16 protein-coding genes are annotated in these 19,888 nt (G+C 63.5%); 5 read left to right on the plus strand and 11 right to left on the minus strand.

Translation table 11 applies throughout. The annotated features are described in order from the left end of the window. Positions 1 to 14: 14 nt before the first annotated feature. The gene (locus tag API01S_RS21835; protein WP_050728642.1) at positions 15 to 590 is read right to left on the minus strand and encodes an SCO family protein; all 576 of its coding nucleotides are present in this window, start codon (positions 588 to 590) and stop codon (positions 15 to 17) included. An 89-nt stretch (positions 591 to 679) separates the two neighbouring features. Further along, complete coding sequence (locus API01S_RS21840; RefSeq protein ID WP_061306142.1) at positions 680 to 1,477, minus strand: SURF1 family protein; 798 nt, start codon at positions 1,475 to 1,477, stop codon at positions 680 to 682. A 35-nt stretch (positions 1,478 to 1,512) separates the two neighbouring features. Between API01S_RS21840 and API01S_RS21845 the strand changes: the two genes are divergently transcribed. Then, entirely contained in the window at positions 1,513 to 1,713 is a 201-nt protein-coding gene (locus API01S_RS21845; protein ID WP_006216871.1) for a twin transmembrane helix small protein, read from the plus strand. Positions 1,714 to 1,824: 111 nt separating this feature from the next. Here the strand turns inward: API01S_RS21845 and API01S_RS21850 are convergent, their stop codons facing one another. The 5 genes from API01S_RS21850 to coxB form a co-directional block, all read right to left on the minus strand. Then, positions 1,825 to 2,700, minus strand: coding sequence for a cytochrome c oxidase subunit 3 (locus API01S_RS21850; RefSeq protein WP_006216870.1), 876 nt, complete (start codon positions 2,698 to 2,700; stop codon positions 1,825 to 1,827). Between the two features lie 37 nt (positions 2,701 to 2,737). Then, the gene (locus API01S_RS21855; RefSeq protein ID WP_006216869.1) at positions 2,738 to 2,962 is read right to left on the minus strand and encodes a DUF2970 domain-containing protein; all 225 of its coding nucleotides are present in this window, start codon (positions 2,960 to 2,962) and stop codon (positions 2,738 to 2,740) included. 9 nt (positions 2,963 to 2,971) lie between these two features. Next, positions 2,972 to 3,097, minus strand: a complete 126-nt coding sequence (locus API01S_RS29450; RefSeq protein WP_006216868.1) for a cytochrome oxidase small assembly protein — start codon at positions 3,095 to 3,097, stop codon at positions 2,972 to 2,974. Positions 3,098 to 3,128: 31 nt separating this feature from the next. Next, positions 3,129 to 4,736 carry a cytochrome c oxidase subunit I gene (gene ctaD, locus API01S_RS21860; protein ID WP_006216867.1) on the minus strand — a complete coding sequence of 536 codons (1,608 nt, stop codon included), beginning with the start codon at positions 4,734 to 4,736 and terminating at the stop codon, positions 3,129 to 3,131. Between the two features lie 104 nt (positions 4,737 to 4,840). Next, on the minus strand, positions 4,841 to 5,998 hold the full coding sequence (coxB, locus tag API01S_RS21865) for a cytochrome c oxidase subunit II (RefSeq protein WP_039882609.1): 1,158 nt from the start codon (positions 5,996 to 5,998) through the stop codon (positions 4,841 to 4,843). Positions 5,999 to 6,298: 300 nt separating this feature from the next. Here coxB and API01S_RS21870 point away from each other — a divergent pair, with 300 nt between their 5' ends. Beyond that, entirely contained in the window at positions 6,299 to 7,105 is an 807-nt protein-coding gene (locus API01S_RS21870) for an NUDIX hydrolase (protein WP_006216865.1), read from the plus strand. A gap of 15 nt (positions 7,106 to 7,120) precedes the next feature. On the opposite strand, the gene API01S_RS21875 is transcribed toward API01S_RS21870, so the two are convergent. Continuing rightward, the gene (locus API01S_RS21875; RefSeq protein WP_039882606.1) at positions 7,121 to 9,784 is read right to left on the minus strand and encodes a cation:proton antiporter; all 2,664 of its coding nucleotides are present in this window, start codon (positions 9,782 to 9,784) and stop codon (positions 7,121 to 7,123) included. A 188-nt stretch (positions 9,785 to 9,972) separates the two neighbouring features. On the opposite strand from API01S_RS21875, the gene API01S_RS21880 reads away from it, so the two are divergent. Further along, positions 9,973 to 10,809, plus strand: a complete 837-nt coding sequence (locus tag API01S_RS21880) for a phosphodiesterase (RefSeq protein ID WP_061306143.1) — start codon at positions 9,973 to 9,975, stop codon at positions 10,807 to 10,809. A gap of 292 nt (positions 10,810 to 11,101) precedes the next feature. Here API01S_RS21880 and rpoH read toward each other — a convergent pair whose 3' ends face one another. From rpoH to fghA, 3 genes are all read right to left on the minus strand, one after another. Then, positions 11,102 to 11,986 carry an RNA polymerase sigma factor RpoH gene (rpoH, locus tag API01S_RS21885; RefSeq protein ID WP_006216862.1) on the minus strand — a complete coding sequence of 295 codons (885 nt, stop codon included), beginning with the start codon at positions 11,984 to 11,986 and terminating at the stop codon, positions 11,102 to 11,104. 157 nt (positions 11,987 to 12,143) lie between these two features. Next, on the minus strand, positions 12,144 to 12,833 hold the full coding sequence (locus API01S_RS21890; protein WP_061306144.1) for a hypothetical protein: 690 nt from the start codon (positions 12,831 to 12,833) through the stop codon (positions 12,144 to 12,146). Between the two features lie 98 nt (positions 12,834 to 12,931). Beyond that, the gene (gene fghA / locus API01S_RS21895; protein WP_050728252.1) at positions 12,932 to 13,798 is read right to left on the minus strand and encodes an S-formylglutathione hydrolase; all 867 of its coding nucleotides are present in this window, start codon (positions 13,796 to 13,798) and stop codon (positions 12,932 to 12,934) included. A gap of 229 nt (positions 13,799 to 14,027) precedes the next feature. Between fghA and API01S_RS21900 the strand changes: the two genes are divergently transcribed. Next, entirely contained in the window at positions 14,028 to 14,783 is a 756-nt protein-coding gene (locus tag API01S_RS21900; RefSeq protein ID WP_006216859.1) for a hypothetical protein, read from the plus strand. Between the two features lie 363 nt (positions 14,784 to 15,146). Next, positions 15,147 to 19,886, plus strand: a complete 4,740-nt coding sequence (locus API01S_RS21905) for a glutamate synthase-related protein (protein WP_061306145.1) — start codon at positions 15,147 to 15,149, stop codon at positions 19,884 to 19,886. The last annotated feature ends 2 nt before the right edge of the window (positions 19,887 to 19,888 follow it).

A 19,888-nucleotide genomic window follows, 5' to 3' on the forward strand; every position in this document is an offset into this window, starting at 1 on the left:
AAAAGAAAAAACCCTTAACCAATGCGCGAGTTGTAGACCAGCTTGCTGATGTCTTTGCGCACTTTCACGCCATCCGCCTGGGCAGGGTACTGCATCATGAGATTGCCCAGCGGGTCGATCACCCAGATCGGATCCTGCAAGGCCGGCTGTCCGGCGGCGCTGTCGCGGGCCAGCAGGTAGTGGGCAAGCTGATCCGCATTCACGCGCAGCATGACCGTGCCTTGATAGGCCTCCAATACCTTTTCCGGCACCGGCTCGTTGTCGGTAATGAACCAGACGCGGGCCAGGCGGTCCACGTTCTTGCCCTGACTGGCGTGCGTGTTGCGCGTGATGTAGAGCTTGCGCGCGCAGCTTTCAGGACACGCCGCGCCGTCGGCCGCCACCAGCAGCCACTTGCCTTTGAGGCTTTGCAGATCGAAGGGCTTGCCGTCCAGGGTGGTCAGCTTCAGCTCGTTGGCGGCGGGCATGGGCCGCTGCGGCGAGACCAGCGTCCCGTAGTTGCTGGAATCCGCCGGCCACCATTGCGGATTCATGTATACGACGAAGGCGGCCACGATGGGCGCCAGCGAACACAGGAACACCAGCACCATGGGCGTCAATGAACGCTTGCGTGCGGGCGGATGGGATGAAATGTCGCGAGCCACTTTGTATCCTGGAAGAATCTTTCGTTGATGCGCGCTCAGGGCCTTGAGCCCTGTCCCGCGCGCTGGCGCATGCGCTTGATGGCGCCCCCCAGCACCACCAGCCATGCGATGGCGGCAATCGAAGCAAACGCGAACCACTGCACGGCGTAAGACGTGTTTTTCTGAAAATCCACAGGCGGTCGCGGCCAGTCGCGCACCAGGCCGTCGGCGTTGTGCGGGTCGGTCTGGCTCAACACCACGGGCAGCAGGTTCAGCCCCGTGGCGCGCGCATAGGCGTCCAGCGGCAGGTTCTGCACCTGTGGAATCCGCCCCTCGGCGGCGGGCAAGGTCGCGGGCAGGGCAGATTGGTCCGATCCGCCCAACGACCACAATTCAAACATGCGCGGCACGCGTTCGTTCATTTCGCCGGTCACCGTCTGTGGGCCTTGCGGCGCGGCGGGTAACACGGGGTCGCCCTGGCCGGGCATGACCCGGGGCAACCAACCCCGCAACACCAGCACGGCCTGGCGCGAGGACGCGTCAAGCAGCAATGGCGTGGCCAGCCAATAGCCCGGACGCCCTTCGTGGTTGCGATTGTCCAGCAGTACACTGAATTGCGGCAGCCACGCGCCTGTGGCCTGCGCCACGCGCCAGGGCGTGAAGTCATCGGAAGGGGTAGCAGGCGTCAGCATCACCGGCGCTTGCTTGCGGCCCGCTTCGATAGCGGCCAGAATGGCGCGTCGCTCATCGCTGCGACGCAATTGCCACTGCCCGAGCGACACCAGAATCACCACGGCGATGCCAAGCAGAAGTAGGGCGGCTATGGTGTAGCGGGTTGAATGCGGTCGGGCCATGTATCGTTGCTAACTCTGTTTGTCCGGAGACCACCATGCGCGTATTCGTCGTACTGGCCTTCATCGGAATTCTGGCCAGTCTGGCATCCGCCCTGGTCTATCTGATGCGGGACAAAGGGTCCACCAGCCGCACCGTCAATGCGCTGACCGTGCGCATCGGGCTGTCGGTCGCCCTGTTCCTGTTCGTGCTGTTCGCCCACCACATGGGTTGGATCGAAAGCACGGGCCTGCGCTGACGCGCAGACCCTGGGGTGCGGTTATCGCTGAAGTCGATGCGAGCGCCGCGCGTTAATCGACCGGGTTCGGGCCCCGGAGTTCCCGCGCGTCGCCCGTCTTGTGCACCGGTCTTAGAACCAGTACACGAACAAGTACAGGCCCAGCCACACCACGTCCACAAAGTGCCAGTACCAGGCCGCGCCTTCGAAGCCGAAGTGATGGTCGGCGGTGAAGTGTCCCCGCATCAGGCGCACCAGAATCACCGTCAGCATGGTCGCGCCCAGGATCACGTGAAAGCCGTGGAAACCGGTCAGCATGTAGAACAGCGAGCCATAGGCTCCGGAGTTGAACTTCAGGTTCAGCTCGGTATAAGCGTGATGGTATTCGGCGGCCTGACAGGCCACGAAGATGAAGCCGAGGATGACCGTGGCGGCCAGCCAGAACATCGTCTTGCCGCGATGGTTTTCGCGCAGCGCGTGGTGGGCGATGGTCAGCGTGACGCCCGAGGACAGCAGCAGCGCGGTGTTGATCGTGGGCAGCCAGAACGGGCCGACCGTCTGGAATTCTTCGACCACGCCAGCCGGTCCGAAGTTGGGCCAGGCGGCCTTGAAGTCGGGCCACAGCATCAGGCGGTGATCGATATCGCCCAGCCACGGCGTGGTGATGGTGCGGGTGTACCAGAGGGCGCCGAAGAACGCCGCGAAGAACATCACTTCCGAGAAGATGAACCAGCTCATGCCCCAACGGTACGAGCCGTCGATGCGCTTGCTGTTCAAGCCGGCTTCGGATTCCTGGATGGCGTCGCCAAACCAGTAATACAGCACCACGATCAGACCGATGAAGCCGGCCAGCACGGACCACTTGGCCCAGCTGACCCCGTTGATCCAGCCTGCGGCGCCCAGCCCCATGAACAGCAGCGCCACCGCCGTACGCACGGGATGACCCGAGTCGGCGGGCACAAAGTAGTACGGTGCCTCTTTACCTTGAACCGAGTGGCTTGCACTCATGGCTTTCTCCCTGGTACAGATTTATAGATTAAGTGATTCAAGTCAGGCTGGAAACGGCCCAACGCACAATTAATACCAGCACAGTCACGAAGATTGCCGCCGCCAGCAGCCCGGCCAGGATCACGTGCACCGGGTTCAGCTTGGCGCTGTCTTCCCGGTAGCCCGCGCCCTTGCGCACGCCGAAAAACCCCCACGCCACCGCCTTCATCGTCTGAAGGAAACTCAGCTTGCGCCGGGAGGTTTCGTGCAGGTCGTCGCTCATGGTTCGGGCCTAACTGACCGCGTTTCCTGTCAGCAACGCTGAACCGCGCAACACGGTCCAGGCAAACACGGCGATGACAAAGGCCACGAGGACCCATCCTGCAATCTTGTTACGGCGGCGCTGCTCGGGTGTCATTGCTGTGCTACCTGGAACATGAAAGACGGGTTCACTTCACTTCGGGCGGGGTTTCGAAGGTGTGGAACGGGGCGGGCGAAGGCACCGTCCATTCCAGCCCTTCGGCGCCTTCCCACGGCTTGGCAGCCGCCGGTTCGCCCTTGCCCATGTAGCAGCGCACGATCGCCCACAGGAAGATCAGCTGCGACAGGCCGAACCAGAACGCGCCAATGGTGGCCATCTGGTGGAACGTCGTGAACTGCGCGGCGTAGTCGGCGTAACGGCGCGGCATGCCGGCCAGCCCCAGGAAGTGCATGGGGAAGAAAGTCACGTTGAACGAAATCAGCGTGGACCAGAAGTGCAGCTTGCCCAGCTTTTCGCTGTACATGCGGCCGGTCCACTTCGGCACCCAGTAGTAAGCGCCGGCGAACAGCGCGAACAGGGAGCCGGCCACCAGCACGTAGTGGAAGTGCGCCACCACGTAATAGGTGTCGTGCACCTGGATGTCGATGGGCGCCACCGACAGGATCAGGCCCGTGAAGCCGCCCATGGTGAACACGAAGATGAAGCCGATCGAGAACAGCATCGGGGTTTCGAACGTCATGGAGCCGCGCCACATGGTGGCGACCCAGTTGAACACCTTCACCCCGGTCGGGATGGAGATGAGCATGGTGGCGTACATGAAGTAGAGCTGCCCGGTGACCGGCATGCCCGTCGTGAACATGTGGTGGGCCCACACGATGAAGGACAGCACGGCGATGGAGGCGGTGGCGTACACCATCGAGGCGTAGCCGAACAGCTTCTTGCGGGCAAACGCGGGCACGATGGCCGACACGATACCGAACGCCGGCAAGATCATGATGTAGACCTCGGGGTGCCCGAAGAACCAGAACACGTGCTGGTACAGGACCGGGTCGCCGCCGGCGGCCGCGTTGAAGAAGCCCGTGCCGAAGTGGCGGTCGGTCAGCACCATGGTGATGGCAGCGGCCAGCACCGGCATCACGGCCAGCAGCAGGAAGGCGGTGATCAGCCAGGTCCAGCAGAACAGCGGCATCTTCATCAGCGTGAGGCCGGGCGCGCGCATGTTCAGGATGGTCACGATGATGTTGATCGCGCCCATGATCGAGGACGCGCCCATCAAGTGCATGGCGAAAATGCCCAGGTCCATGCCCGGACCCATCTGCAAGGACAGGGGCGCGTACAGCGTCCAGCCCGCGGCAGTGGCCCCGCCCGGCACGAAGAACGATGCCGTCAGCATGATGGCGGCCACCGGCAGCAGCCAGAAGCTGAAGTTGTTCATGCGCGCGAACGCCATGTCGGATGCGCCGATCTGCATCGGGATCATCCAGTTCGCAAAGCCCACGAAGGCCGGCATGATGGCGCCGAACACCATGATGATGCCGTGCATGGTCGTGAACTGGTTGAACAGTTCGGGGCGGAAGAACTGCAAGCCCGGCTCGAACAATTCGGTACGCAGCAGCAAGGCAAGCGTGCCGCCTTCCAGCAACATGGCAAACGAGAAGATGAGATACATCGTCCCGATGTCTTTATGGTTCGTGGCGAATAGCCAGCGACGCCAACCGGTGGGGATGGCGTGGTGGTGGTCATCGTGACCGTGGCCGTGGCCCGGCGACACGTGGTCTACAGTGACGCTGCTCATGATGGACTCCTTCCTGCTGAGTGCCGGCCCCGATCCACGGGACCGGCAGGGTATCTCTAACTAAACGGAACCGGTTCTATCGGTGTAGGGCGTAGCGTGCGCGATCAACGCGCGGCCGCAACGTCCTTCGGTAGAACCGTCGGGTCCTGCCCCTTGCCTGCATTGCTCCAGGCATGGCGTGTATAGCTGATGACCGCTGCGATCTCGACATCATTGAGCTGCCCGCCAAACGCCGCCATCGCGGTGCCGGGCTTGCCCTTGAGCACGGTGTTGATCTGGTCCGCCTTGGGACCCAGCACAACCTTGTCTCCGTCAAGCGGTGGGAAGCTGCCCGGAATGCCCTTGCCGTTGGCCTGGTGACAGGCTACGCAATTGGCGGCGAAGACTTTTTCGCCACGGGCAACCAGTTCGGCTTCCGTCCACTCTTTATTAGGATCGTCGGCGTTTGCCGCCATTTTCTTCTTTTGGTCTTCAACCCACTTATCGTAGTCGGCTTGCGCCAGGACTTCGACAACGATGGGCATGAAGGCGTGGTCCTTGCCACACAGTTCCGCGCACTGCCCACGGTAGATGCCCGGGGTGTCGGCACGGAACCAGGCATCGCGCAGGAAGCCGGGGATGGCGTCCTGCTTGACGCCGAAGTCGGGGATCATCCACGAGTGGATCACGTCGGCCGCGGTCAGTACGACCCGGACCTTTTTGTCCACCGGCACCACCATGTGGTTGTCCACTTCCATCAGATAGAACTCGCCCTTGGGCTCGCGGTTCTCGATCTGCGCGCGGGGCGTGGACAGCGTGGACAGGAATTTGACGCCGGCGGCGGAGCCGTCGAGGTATTCGTAGCCCCACTTCCATTGATAGCCGGTGACCTTGATGGTGAGGTCGGCGCTGGAGGTGTCCTTCATGGCCACGACCGTCTTGGTGGCCGGCAGGGCCATGGCAATGACGATGATGAAAGGGATGACCGTCCAGGCGACTTCCACGCCCAGATGTTCGTGAAAGGTCGCCGCCTTGTGCCCGCGTGATTTGCGGTGCGCCCAGATGGAATAGAACATCACCCCGAACACACCGATGAAGATCACGATACAGATCGTGAGCAGCATCCAATGCAGCCACATGATGTCGCGTGATATTGCGGTCACGCCTTCATGCAGGTTCAGCTGATTGACCTTCGGGCCGCCGGGCATGTCTTGCACCTGAGCACCGGCCACGCTGCCAATCAGCATCGCACAAGCCCCCAGTATCCCTCTCCACTTCTTCATGCTTACCTCGAAACACGGCGCGAGGGCCCTTGTCGCCTAGTGGCACGAGTGTCACTTCAACAGGACTACGCGCAATTATTAGATGGCAGGGTTAAGCAGGGAGATAGAGCGGCCCCCGCGTTCCCACTCGAAATCACAAAGAAACTGGCGGATTATAGCGGACACGCAAACAGATGTAAGACAAGCCTCTTGAATTAAGGGGGCCTGCCCCCATCTGCGCTCGCCCACTGTTCGGCCCTTGACGCGCGCCGCAAACCGTGTGGCATAAAATCGTCGCCAACCCCATCACGACACGCCACGATGCCCCAGCAGCTGTCCGACTTGTATGCCGACCTGTGCGCGCGCGCGCAGCAACCCGCCCCCGACGGCGCACACGCTTTATATATAGCGGGGCGTCGCTGCGGCTGGGCCACGCATGCGGCCTGCGACGCACTGCGCGACGCGCCCGGCATTGCCTGCGACGAGGCCGCGCTGCACATCGGTCCCAACCTCGAACCGGGCGCGGCGCTGAACGCCGTGCTCGAAAACACCGCGCAACTGTTGCGCCAAGCCAACTGCTTGCGTGGCTGGCGCGACGAACTGCTGGACGTGATGGACGGCGACGAACCGCTGGGCGTGATCGAACGCGCGGCGGTGCGCCCGCTGGGGCTGTTAACGCACGCGGTGCATCTGAATGCGTGGACGCCGGACGGCCGCATCTGGGTCGCGCGGCGCGCACTGAGCAAGTCCACGGATCCCGGTATGTGGGACACATTGGTCGGGGGCTTGGCCGGCAGCGGCGAAGACCTGGAACTGGCGCTGGTGCGCGAATGCGGCGAGGAAGCGGGGCTGGACGCGCCGCAACTGGCCAACCGCACGCCATTGCGCACCATCCTGCGCATCCATCGTCGCCTGCCCGAGGGCTATCAGGTCGAGGACGTGTTGACCAGCACCTGCGTGCTGGCCGCCGACGTCCGGCCCGCCAATCGGGATGGCGAAGTCATGGAGATCGCCACCGCCGACGTGCCCACCGTGCTGCGCCAGGTGGGCGAAGGGGAGTTCACGCTGGAGGCGGCCTTGGTGATCGTCGAAGACATCATGCGCCGGCAAGCGGCCGGCCAGATCTGATTCAGCGGACCTGATTCAGCGCGATACGCCCCCCGGCGCATCGGCCGCGGGTTCGCCGGGCATTTGCATGCCCACGCCCTCATCCTCGATCGAGTCGCGCGTGGCGCCGGCGGCTTCCGCCGCTTCGGCAGCCTGCGCAGGCGTGGGCGCAGAAGCCGGCGCGGGCGACGGCGTGGGTGCGGCTTGAGCCTGCGAGAACTGCTTCCACACTTCGATGGCGCGCAAACGCTGTTTGGCCACCACCTGGATCCGCTCGCGCAGATTTTCGTCGCGTGCCAGCAGCGCATGGAAGTCACGCGACGACAGCATCAGCAGCTTGCTGTAGCCCAACGAGGTGACTTCAGGGGTGATCTGCTGTTCACCCAGCAGGCCGAGTTCACCGAAGAATTCGCCACTGCCCAATTCGATCATGGTGTTGTCGGGCAGATGCACCGCCACAGCGCCAGACGCCACAAAACACATTTCCTCGCCATGCCTGCCTTTGGTCAGCACGCGCTGATCGGGCAACGCCAGGCGCGGCTTGAGCAGCTTGCTGATGGCGCGCAGAGAATCCGGTGACAGGCCTTCCAACAAGGGCACGCGCTTGATCAGATCGGCCGCGCTCATTTCGATATCCAGCGGCGGATGCTTGTCGATGTGCGCCCAACGGCTCTTCAATTGCGCCATCAGGTCAGCGTAGACCTCGCCGCTGATCAGGAATTGCTCAAGCATGTCGCGATAGCGTATGCGTTCCAGCTCGCGTGCGACGCGGCCCAGGTAGCTTTCCTGCAACCACTGCGCATAGGACGGGTATTGCAGGTTCAGCGCCTGCATTGCGCTTTCGATCAGGTCCAGCCGACGCTGGTGCAAAGACACAATGCGCTGCGTGGCCTCTTCGCCCAGCAGCGGCGTGATCTGTTCACGCGCGAAGGCGATCAGCCGTTGCGCAACAGAGCGCTTGCTCATCAGGTTGGCGAACCGCTGGCCCAGTTCGCGCGCCAGCCAGCCTTGAAAACCGAACAAGTAATGCATGCGCAGCGCCAGCCGGAAGGCGGTGGAATAGCGCACGTCTTGCACGATGGCGCGTTCAAAGCCCGGCACGCCACCCAGCCGGATGGCGTCTTCCAAGCGCTCGGCGCGCGCCAGCAGCGTTTCCGCCATGCGCCAGTCCACGATCTGCGCCTTCAGGATGTCGAAGAACATTTCCTCTTCACGCTGCGCCACGATGGCCAGGCCCACGGCCACGCGCTGTTCGTCGCTCATCTGGCTGACCTGGCCGTCGTGCACGCTGGTCAGGCTGGCGTCGAACACGGCGCGGATGCGGTCGCGCACCTCCGTGCCGATATGCTCGGTCTTGGCAACCTCGTCGGTCTTGCCCTGCAAGTCTTCCAACGCGACGGCCAGCGCCTGATTGCGGATGGTGCGCTCCACCGACGATAGCTGGTTCAGGCCCAGCATGCGGATCAGCGGGCGCAGGCTGATGCCGTTGATGAACAGGGTCAGCAGCACGTAGCTGGTGGTGGCCACGGCGATGAACTGGCGCGCCTCTTCCGCCACGCCGCTCTGCTCGGTCACGGCCAGCGCCAGCGCCAGCGACACGGCGCCGCGCAGCCCGCCCCACAACATCACGACCTTGTACGGGTTGCTGACCTTGGTGCCCAAGCGCGTCAGCCCCAATAGCGGCAACAGCCCGAACACGACAATGGCGCGCGCCACCAGGGTGGCCACGAACACCACGGCCACCAGCACCAGTTCCTGCCAATCGGCGGCGGCCATCAGCTTGGGGATCAGCATGGCCGCGAACAGGAAAATCAGGGAATTGGCCCAGAAGCCGAACTGTTCCCACGCGCTGGCCAGGTATTCGAAGGTGGTGGGCGACATGCGAGTGCGGCCGGTGGAACCCACGACCAGGCCCGCAATGACGGTCGCGACCACGCCCGACACGTTCAAGTAATGTTCGGAGATGAAGAAGGACAGATAGGCCAGCGTCAACGTCAGCGTGATTTCTGCCGTCGGGAAACCGCGCAGCCAGGCAAACAGGAAGCAGGCCAGCCGTCCCATCGCGAAGCCGGCGATGCCGCCGCCGATGAAGTGCACGATGAAGTCGTTGAAAATGCCGCTGACGGTCAGTTCGCCGTGGCCGCTCAAAACGGCCAGCAGCACAGAGTACAGGGCGATGGACGCGGCGTCGTTGAACAGGCTTTCGCCTTCGACCAGGGTGGTCAGGCGCTTGGGCGCGCCCACCTCGCGGAAAATGCCGACCACGGCGACCGGGTCGGTCGTGGCGACGATGGCCCCCAACAGCAGGCAGACCACCAGACCGTAGGGCGAGATCGCGTCCAACGTCACGCCAACCACCACCGTGCAGACCACCACGGCCACGATGGCCATCATCAGGATCGGCCCGATGTCATCCATCAGGCGGCGCACGTTCATGGATAGCGCGGTCTCGAACAGCAGCACCGGCAGGAACACCATGAGGAAGGTTTCTGACGAAATCTCGAACCGTTCCAGAGAATCCAGGAAGTCGCCGATCCAGCTGGGCGCCCAGCCGTGCACGTGGATGATGATCCCCAGCAAGCAGCCGACGATAGCCAGCAGCACCGAGTAGGGCAGCTTGAGGCGGCCCGCCAGCGGTGGCATGAAACAGACCAGAGTGAGCAATCCGGCCAGGCCGAATACGAGGAAACCTACATCCATGAATAGCGCCGCGTCACGAACAGTGAAAAGTTTCACAAGAATAGCGGCATTTTCAGAAAGTGCTGGCTGGGAAACTGTAGGCAATCGTGGAGAATGCACGTTTCGTTACCCCGCTTGCCGTCACGGAAACGCGTCGCGCCATGTTTTTTGGGTAACGTTCAAACGTGCAAACTACGCAGGAGCGGCACTTGCCACGCGTCCATTCTCTGGCCCGGCGTCACGACGCGCCCGCCATGCTCGTCCAGTTGACCGACAGCCATTTGTTCGGGGAGCCCGACACGTCGATGCTGGGCGTCAATACCGACGCGAGCCTGCGCGCCGTGCTGCGCCAGATCGAAGCGGATGGCAAGCGGCCCGACCTGTTGCTGGCCACCGGCGACTTATCGCAAGACGGCGAGGCCGCAGCCTACCGGCGCTTCGCGGCGATCCTGGGTCAGGCCGGCGTCCTGTCTGGTGCGCAGATCCGTTGCCTGCCCGGCAATCATGACTTGCCCGCCGTGATGCGGCAGGAGTTGCCGCAATGGTCCGCGCCGGTCACGGACGTGGGCGCCTGGCGCGTGGTGACGCTGGATACGACGGTGCCCGGCTCCAATGCCGGCCATCTTCCCGACAGCCAACTGGACATGCTGGAGGCCGCGCTGGCCGATGCGCCCGGGCGCCACACCTTGATCGCCATGCATCACAACCCGATGCAGATCGACAGCCACTGGCATGACTCGATGATGATCGACAACCCGCAAGCGCTGTTCAAGCGCCTGACGCGGTGGCCGCAGGCGCGCGTTCTGCTGTGGGGGCACGTGCATCACGAATTCGATCGTCGCCGCCACAACCTGCGCATGTTGGCCACGCCCTCTACCTGCTTCCAGTTCAGCATCCGCGACGGCAAGCACGTCGTGGACAACCTGGCGCCCGGTTATCGATGGATCAAGCTTTATCAGGATGGGTCGATGGCGACTGGCGTGCGCCGCGTTCAGGATGCGCTGTGGCACACCGCGCTGGCGCCGGTCAATGAGCAAGCCGCATAAAAATCGGGGCACCAGATATATGAATATATGTGGTGCCCCGCAAGCATCCGTCTCATAGGGGAGGGGAAAGAGGAGAAGCCGAGACGGATGGCAAGACTGCTAACCAAAGTTCGCGGTCTACATGAAGTTAGTCGGCGCGCTCTTTATTAAGTTTCTGGAAGGACCAGAAATTCCGCCCCTAATTTGTATCAATTTATTTGACCGACAGACGCCCCTTCTTGGCTCGGAGAATGCGGCAGCCATGAAAAAGGGCCGCGTTACGCGGCCCTTCGTGTCCAGCACCTGACGGGGGTCAGGCAGCCAGGTTGCCTCGCATCTTCTTCAAGGCGGCGGCTTCGATCTGGCGGATTCGCTCGGCGGATACGCCGAACTCTTGCGCCAGCTCGTGCAGCGTGGCGCCGCCGTCGTCCTGCAACCAGCGCGCTTCAACGATGCGGCGCGAGCGTGCGTCCAGCGCCTCAAGCGCGGTCGTCAGCCCGGTGCTTTGCAGCTCGTCGCGCGCGGCGCGTTCGAGCACCCGCGTGGGTTCCTGGCGGCCATCGTCGGACAGGTAGGCGATGGGCGCGAAGCTGTCGTCATCGTCGTCCTGGTTTTCCAGCGACATTTCGCGGCCAGACAGACGCACTTCCATTTCGCTGACGTCTTCGCGGCGCACGTTCAGTTCGCGCGCGATGTGGTCAACCTGATCGGGGTCCAGCGTCTGACCGTCGGGGCGCATGCTGCGCAGATTGAAGAACAGCTTGCGCTGGGCCTTGGTGGTGGCCACTTTGACCAGGCGCCAGTTGCGGATGATGTATTCGTGGATTTCGGCCTTGATCCAGTGCACGGCGAACGACACCAGACGCACGCCGCGTTCGGGGTCGAAACGTTTCACGGCTTTCATCAGGCCAACGTTGCCTTCCTGGATCAGGTCGGCGTGCGGCAGGCCGTAGCCCAGATATTGGCGCGCCACCGACACCACGAGGCGCAGGTGAGACAGAATCAATTCACGCGCGGCACCCAGATCTTCCTGGTCGCGCAGACGACGGCCGAGTTCGGTTTCACGCTCGGCCGACAGAACCGGCAGGCGGTTGACCGCGGAGATATACGCGTCGATTGTGCCAAGTGCGCCCGGATTGGCAATGGCCAACGCCAGAGCGTTGCCGGAAGCGGTCAACGAGGTACTGGGTTGTTTCATAGCGGAGGTCTCCGGAAAGCGAAGGGGTAACGACATGGATTCGATGTTAGCACTCTGGTAAAGGGAGTGCTAATTCGACTACTGCGACGCATCAAAGTTTCGAACTTCTGATGTGTCCCTTAATGTTTTTGGCGCCTGTTCCGAGCGCGTTGCAGCCCTACCAGCCCAGGCGTTTCAGGCCGTCCACCGTGGCTTGGCCATCCGGCCGGATGAACAGGGCGCCGCGCGGGTCCATGAACACCTGGTACTTCGCGCCGTCGAACAGGGGCATGTAGGCGCCACTGCCAAATTGGACATCGACAAAGGGGAACCAGTTCGGAAAACTTTTCTTCAGCGATCCCAGGTCCGGCGCCGGCCAGTCATCCAGGGAATGGACCGACCGCGTCGCGGAGGCTTCGCGCGCGGCGTCGCTATAGCGGCCGGACAGGCGTTCAAGACGATACAGCGGCGGTACGCCCGCCATCAATGCCGGCAACTTCCAGCGCACGACCCGGGCGTCGATCTGCCATTGATCGCCATATAGAACATATTGCTTCGGGCCGATGCCCTGCGCGTCAGTCGTGACCTGAAATTGGCCTTCAGCCTGCTGGCGCACTTCCACGCGCGCCACGGATTCGTCCGAGGTCAGCCTGAAAAATTGCACCAGCGACAACGCCAGCAAGCCCGACACGCACCCCAGCAACACCAGCATCAGGCCAAACAGGCGGCGCACCGGGCGGAATTGGAATATCTTGCGGCCGCGTTCGTCGCGGGGACCGCCCCGGCCTAGCAGCATGACGAGGCCGGGCAGCAGGACGACGACGGCGCCTAGCAATATCCAGACGAAGGGAGCGATACCGTTGATCAAATCACGCGTTCCTATTGAGCGCGCCGTGGTTCAGAGCCCGACGCGTCCACGACGCCGCGAGCCTGCCTCGGCAGGCTCCCCAGTATAGAAGCGAGGATTTATCCAGCCGGCTTTCCAAGCCGTTCGACGTGAAACCGGATGTGATCTTCGATGAAAGTCGAGATGAAGTAATAGCCGTGGTCATAGCCCGGCTGGCGGCGCAGGGTCAAAGGCTGATCGGCGGCGGCGCAGGCGGCTTCGAATACCTGGGGATACAACTGCTCGGCCAGGAATTGGTCTGATTCGCCTTGGTCGATCAAGATGCCGGCCGGGAAGGGCTGCTTCATTGCGCGCATCAACTCGGACGCGTCGTAGTTGGCCCAATCTGTTTCCTTGTCGCCCAGGTAAGCGCCGAACGCCTTCTTGCCCCACGGACAAAGGCTGGGCGCCGCGATCGGCGCAAAGGCCGACACCGAGCGGAATTTACCGGGGTTGCGCAACGCCAGCACCAGCGCGCCATGGCCGCCCATCGAATGCCCGAAAATCCCGGTGCGCGAGGCATCGCCCGGCAAAGCGTCGCCCGTGACGATAGCGTGCAGTTCGTCGGTCACGTAGCTGTACATGCGGTAGTGATCGCGCCACGCGGGCGTGACCGCGTCGACGTAGAAACCCGCGCCCGTGCCGAGGTCCCAGCTTTCGTCTTCGCCCGGCACGTTGGCGCCGCGCGGGCTGGTGTCCGGCGCGACCAGCATGACGCCAAGTTCCGCTGCCAGGCGCTGCGCGCCCGCCTTGATCATGAAGGTTTCTTCGGTGCAGGTCAGGCCGGCCAGATAGAACAGGACGGGCACGGGGCCCGCCTCGGCCTGGGGCGGGACGAAAACAGAAAAACGCATGGGCAGGCCGATCTGCGCGGACTCATGGCGGTAGTAGCGCTGCGTACCGCCAAAGCAGCGATGCTGGGAAATGAGCTCCAGGGCCACGGGCATGGACGTTCTCCGGTCGGGGGTGAAAAATGCGTCGACGGGTTAGGGTATATACACGGTACGACGTTCCGTCGCCGAATGTTAACCTGCTGTGCATACAGGCCGGACGACAAAAAAATTCGAATCCGCGCCCATATTGTGATCATGGGACTTGACCAGCGGCCACCGTGGCACTATTTATATCCCGTGAGCGAAGACAACCCGTTCTTCCAGATACGCAAGCCCTGACACTATGGCCCGTCTGCCCCGCCTGTACGCCCCTGGGCTGCCCCAACTGGTGCAGGCCAATTTCATTTCGCCGCTGGCCGCGCCGTCTCAGCCCGCGCCAGCCGATATCCTGAACCAGTTGGCCACTTGGCTGGGCGAATCCGCTCAACGCCATCGGGTGTCGGTTCACGGCTGGGTGCTCGCCAATGACCGCATCCTGCTCTTGGCCACCCCCGCCGACGAAGAAGGTTTGCCGCGATTGATGCAGACGCTGGGCCGCAATCTGGCGGCGCGGCTGCGCGGTGGACGCGTCTTCGCGGGTCGCTACCGTTCCGCGCTGCTTGAACCCGGCGCATGGGTATTGCCGGCACTGGTCTGGCTGGAAACGTATCCGGTGCGCAGCGGCGCTTCGCAAGATCCGGACTCCTGGCCCTGGTCATCGGCCGCCAGCCATACCGGCAACACCAGCGCCGCGCCTGCGCAATGGCAGTCCGACCACGCTGACTACTGGGCTTGCGGCAATACGCCGTTCGACCGCCAGGCCAACTACCGCAAGCGCTTGCAGGACGGGCTTTCGCGCGAGGAATCTCAGCGCATCGACCAGGCTGTCTCTGGCCAATGGGCGCTGGGCGGACCCAGCTTCATCGCCAGTCTGGCGCATACCGCCAGCCGGCGCGTGGCGCCGGGCCAGCGCGGCCGGCCGCGCAAGAAGCCGGCCGCTACGTCGGAGTCGGATGCTCCGACACCCCCCGCGCCGGGCACCCCCCCGAGCACTTCCTGAATGCCAAACCCGCCCTGACCCGGCGGGTTTTTCTTTTGCCCGGCTGCGACTACCGTCGGCAATGTGCATTTTTTGCGACATTTCAATCGCCGCCGGCTGCCGTTTTCAGCCCAATTAAATAGGGACGTATTACGCGTTTTCGCCCGGTATTGGTGCATGCTACGAACTCCGCCTGCGCACACCATCCCGGCAAGCCAATAATGGCGCGGCCGTTGTTATGTCCCCTTATTTATGCCCTATGACAAAGCATCTATATAAATAGGGTCGCACCCCTTATGTTTCAGTTGCACCCTACCCTCAGCGGGGGTATTGTCCGATTCCTGCACTGCAACATTACGACGCAGGCTCACTGCGGAGCGCGCCATGCCCCAAATTACCCCCAACGAATCCTGTCCCACGCCCAAGGCGACCCCGATCGATGCCAGCCGCATGGGTCTGCCCGCCGCCCAAGGCCTGTACCACCCCAAGAACGAGCATGACGCCTGCGGCGTTGGTTTCGTTGCGCACATCAAGGGCAAGAAAAGCCACGCGATCATCCAGCAAGGTCTGAAGATTCTTGAAAATCTGGACCATCGCGGCGCAGTCGGCGCGGACAAGCTCATGGGCGACGGCGCGGGCATCCTGATCCAGATTCCCGACACGCTCTATCGCGACGAACTGAGCCAGCAAGGCATCATCCTGCCGCCCCCGGGCGAGTACGGCGTGGCCATGGTGTTCCTGCCCAAGGAAACCGCCTCGCGCCTGGCTTGCGAGCAAGAGCTGGAACGCTCGGTGCGCGCCGAAGGCCAGGTCGTGCTGGGTTGGCGCAATGTGCCGGTGGACGTCGACATGCCGATGTCGCCCACCGTGCGCGATTGCGAACCCGTCATCCGCCAGCTGTTCATCGGCCGCGGCGCCGACGTGATGGTGCCGGACGCGCTGGAACGCAAGCTGTACGTGATCCGCAAGACCGCCAGCCATGCCATCCAGAACATGCATCTGGCCCACGGCAAGGAATATTTCGTGCCGTCGGCATCGGTTCGCACCGTGGTCTACAAGGGCCTGCTGCTGGCCGACCAGGTGGGCCGCTACTACCGCGACCTGGCCGACACGCGCACCGTGTCCGCCCTGGCGCTGGTGCACCAGCGCTTCTCGACCAACACGTTCCCCGCCTGGCCGCTGGCTCACCCGTACCGCATGATTGCGCACAACGGCGAAATCAACACGGTCAAGGGCAACTTCAACTGGCTGCGCGCCCGCGAAGGCATGATGCAGTCGGCCGTGCTGGGCGACGACCTGAAAAAGCTGTACCCGATCGTCTATGAAGGCCAGTCGGACACCGCCACGTTCGACAACTGCCTGGAACTGCTGGTCAACTCGGGCTACTCGCTGGCCCACGCCATGATGATGATGATCCCGGAAGCCTGGGAACAGCACACGCAGATGGACGAGTCGCGCCGCGCGTTCTATGAATATCACGCCGCCATGATGGAGCCGTGGGACGGCCCGGCCGCCGTCGCGTTCACCGATGGCCGCCAGATCGGCGCCACGCTGGACCGCAACGGCCTGCGCCCCGCCCGCTATCTGGTCACCGATGACGACATGGTCATCCTGGCGTCCGAAGCCGGCACGCTGTCGATCCCCGAAAACCGCATCGTCAAGAAGTGGCGCCTGCAACCGGGCAAGATGTTCCTGATCGACCTGGAACAGGGCCGCATCATCGACGACGCCGAGATCAAGCTGCAACTGGCCAACAGCCGCCCGTACCGTCAGTGGATCGAGCGCTTGCAGATCAAGCTGGAATCGCTGCCGGCTCCGCGTCAGGCTGCGGTCGCAACGCAATCGTCCGTGTCGCTACTGGACCGCCAGCAAGCCTTTGGCTGGACCCAGGAAGACTACAAGTTCATCCTCGAACCGATGGCCTCGACCGGCGAAGAAGTGATCGGCTCGATGGGCAACGACGCCCCGCTGGCCGTGCTGTCCGACCGCGCCAAGCCGTTCTATAACTACTTCCGCCAATTGTTCGCGCAGGTCACGAACCCGCCCATCGACCCCATCCGCGAACAGCTGGTGATGTCGCTGGTGTCGTTCATCGGCCCCAAGCCCAACCTGCTGGACATCAATAACGTCAACCCGCCGCTGCGCCTGGAAGTGTCCCAGCCGGTGCTGGATTTTGCCGCCATGGCGCAGATCCGTGACATCGAGCAAGTCACGGGCAAGAAATTCCGCAGCTTCGAACTGGACATCACGTACCCCGCCGCCTGGGGCCCCGAGGGCATCGAAGCCCGCGTGGCCGCGCTGTGCGCGCGCGCCGTGGACGCCGTCCAAAGCGGCTACAACATCCTGATCGTGTCGGACCGCCTGGTCGACAGCGAGCGCGTGGCCATCCCCGCGCTGCTGGCGACCTCCGCCGTCCACCAGCACCTGATCCGCGCCGGCCTGCGCACCAACACCGGCCTGGTCGTCGAAACCGGCTCGGCCCGCGAAGTGCACCACTTCGCGCTGCTGGGCGGCTACGGCGCCGAAGCCATTCACCCCTACCTGGCGCTGGAATCGCTGGGCAAGATGAATGACCCCGAAAAGGCCGTGAAGAATTTCATCAAGGCTATCGGCAAGGGCTTGAACAAGGTCATGTCCAAGATGGGCATTTCGACCTACATGTCCTACACCGGCGCGCAGATCTTCGAAGCCGTGGGCCTGCAAAGCTCGCTGGTGAACAAGTACTTCACGGGCACGTCCTCCAACATCGAAGGCATCGGCATCTTCCAGGTGGCCGAAGAAGCGCTGCGCCAGCACCGCGCGGCATTCAGCACCGATCCGGTGCTGGCCAACGATCTGGAAGCGGGCGGCGAATACGCCTACCGCGTGCGCGGCGAAGAGCACATGTGGACGCCGGACTCCATCGCCAAGCTGCAACACGCCTCGCGTGCCAACAACTACCGCACGTACAAGGAATACGCGCAGATCATCAACGACCAAAGCCGTCGCCACATGACCCTGCGCGGCCTGTTCGAGTTCCGCTTCGACCCCTCGCGCGCCATCCCGCTCGATGACGTCGAACCGGCCAAGGACATCGTCAAGCGCTTTGCCACCGGCGCCATGTCGCTCGGTTCGATCTCCACCGAAGCGCACTCCGTGCTGGCCGTGGCGATGAACCGCATCGGCGGCAAGTCCAACACCGGCGAAGGCGGCGAAGACGAACTGCGCTACCGCGCCGAAATGCGCGAAGGCAAGAGCACCATCAAGGACGGCGACACGCTGGCCTCGCTGCTGGGCTCGGACCGCATCGAAGCCGACGTCGTATTGAAGAAGGGTGACTCGCTGCGCTCGAAGATCAAGCAGGTGGCGTCGGGCCGTTTCGGCGTGACCGCCGAATACCTGTCATCCGCCGACCAGATCCAGATCAAGATGGCGCAGGGCGCCAAGCCCGGCGAAGGCGGCCAGTTGCCCGGCCACAAGGTGTCGGAATACATCGCCAAGCTGCGCTATTCCGTGCCGGGCGTGGGCCTGATTTCGCCCCCGCCGCACCACGACATCTATTCGATCGAAGATTTGGCCCAGCTGATCCACGACCTGAAGAACGTGAATTCCAAGGCCTCGGTGTCGGTCAAGCTGGTGTCCGAAGTGGGCGTGGGCACGGTGGCGGCCGGCGTGGCCAAGGCCAAGGCCGACCACGTCGTGATCGCCGGCCATGACGGCGGCACGGGCGCCTCGCCGGTGTCGTCCATCAAGCACGTGGGCACGCCCTGGGAACTGGGCCTGGCCGAAACGCAGCAGACGCTGGTGCTGAACCGCCTGCGCAGCCGCATCCGCGTGCAGGCCGACGGCCAGATGAAGACCGGCCGCGACGTCGTCATCGGCGCGCTGCTGGGCGCGGACGAATTCGGCTTTGCGACCGCCCCGCTGGTGGTCGAAGGCTGCATCATGATGCGCAAATGCCACCTGAACACCTGCCCGGTGGGCGTGGCCACGCAAGACCCGGTCCTGCGCAAGAAATTCCAGGGCAAGCCGGAACACGTCGTCAACTTCTTCTTCTTCATCGCCGAGGAAGTGCGCGAGATCATGGCGCAGCTGGGCATCCGCAAGTTCGATGACCTGATCGGCCGCGCAGATCTGCTCGACATGCGCTCGGGCGTCGAACACTGGAAGGCGCAAGGCCTGGACTTCGCGCGCGTGTTCCATCAAACGCAGTCGGACGCCGACGTGCGTCAGACCGAAGAGCAGGATCACGGCCTGGCCGGCGCGCTGGATCATCAGCTGATCGACCGCAGCCGCCCCGCGCTGGAGCGTGGCGAGAAGGTCTCGTTCATCGTGCCGGTGCGCAACCGCAACCGCACGATCGGCGCGATGCTGTCGGGCGCCGTGGCCTCGCGCTACGGCCACGACGGCCTGCCGGACGACACCATCCACATCCAGTGCAACGGCACCGCCGGCCAAAGCTTCGGCGCGTTCCTGGCGCACGGCATCACGATGGACCTGGTGGGCGAAGGCAACGACTACGTGGGCAAGGGCTTGTCCGGCGGCCGCATCATCGTGCGCTCGCCCAACGACTTCCGCGGCTTCGGCCCCGACCACATCATCGCCGGCAACACCGTCCTGTACGGCGCGCTGGCGGGCGAAGCGTTCTTCAACGGCGTGGCCGGCGAACGCTTTGCAGTGCGCAACTCGGGCGCGGCCACCGTCGTGGAAGGCACGGGCGACCACGGTTGCGAATACATGACGGGCGGCACGGTGGTCGTGCTGGGCGCCACCGGACGCAACTTCGCGGCCGGCATGTCGGGCGGCGTGGCCTACGTGTGGGACCCCGAGCGCACGCTCAAGCACCGCGTCAACCTGTCGATGGTCGAACTGGAAAGCGTCGCGCCGCATGCGGAACAGCAAGCGCTGAACAACATCGACATCTGGCACAGCGCGCAGCGCGGCGGCGAACGCGAGACGGATGAAACCATCCTGCGTCGCCTGGTGGAAGACCATTTCCGCTACACCGGCAGCTACCGCGCCCGAGAAATCCTGGGCGACTGGGAAGCCTCGCGCGGCAAATTCGTAAAGGTCATGCCGACGGACTACCGCCGGGCATTGGGTGAAATGTGGCGTGCAGCCAACCAGCAACAACTGGCTGCGTGAGG

It is taken from the genome of Achromobacter piechaudii NBRC 102461, assembly GCF_001571245.1.
Taxonomy (GTDB): domain Bacteria; phylum Pseudomonadota; class Gammaproteobacteria; order Burkholderiales; family Burkholderiaceae_B; genus Achromobacter; species Achromobacter piechaudii.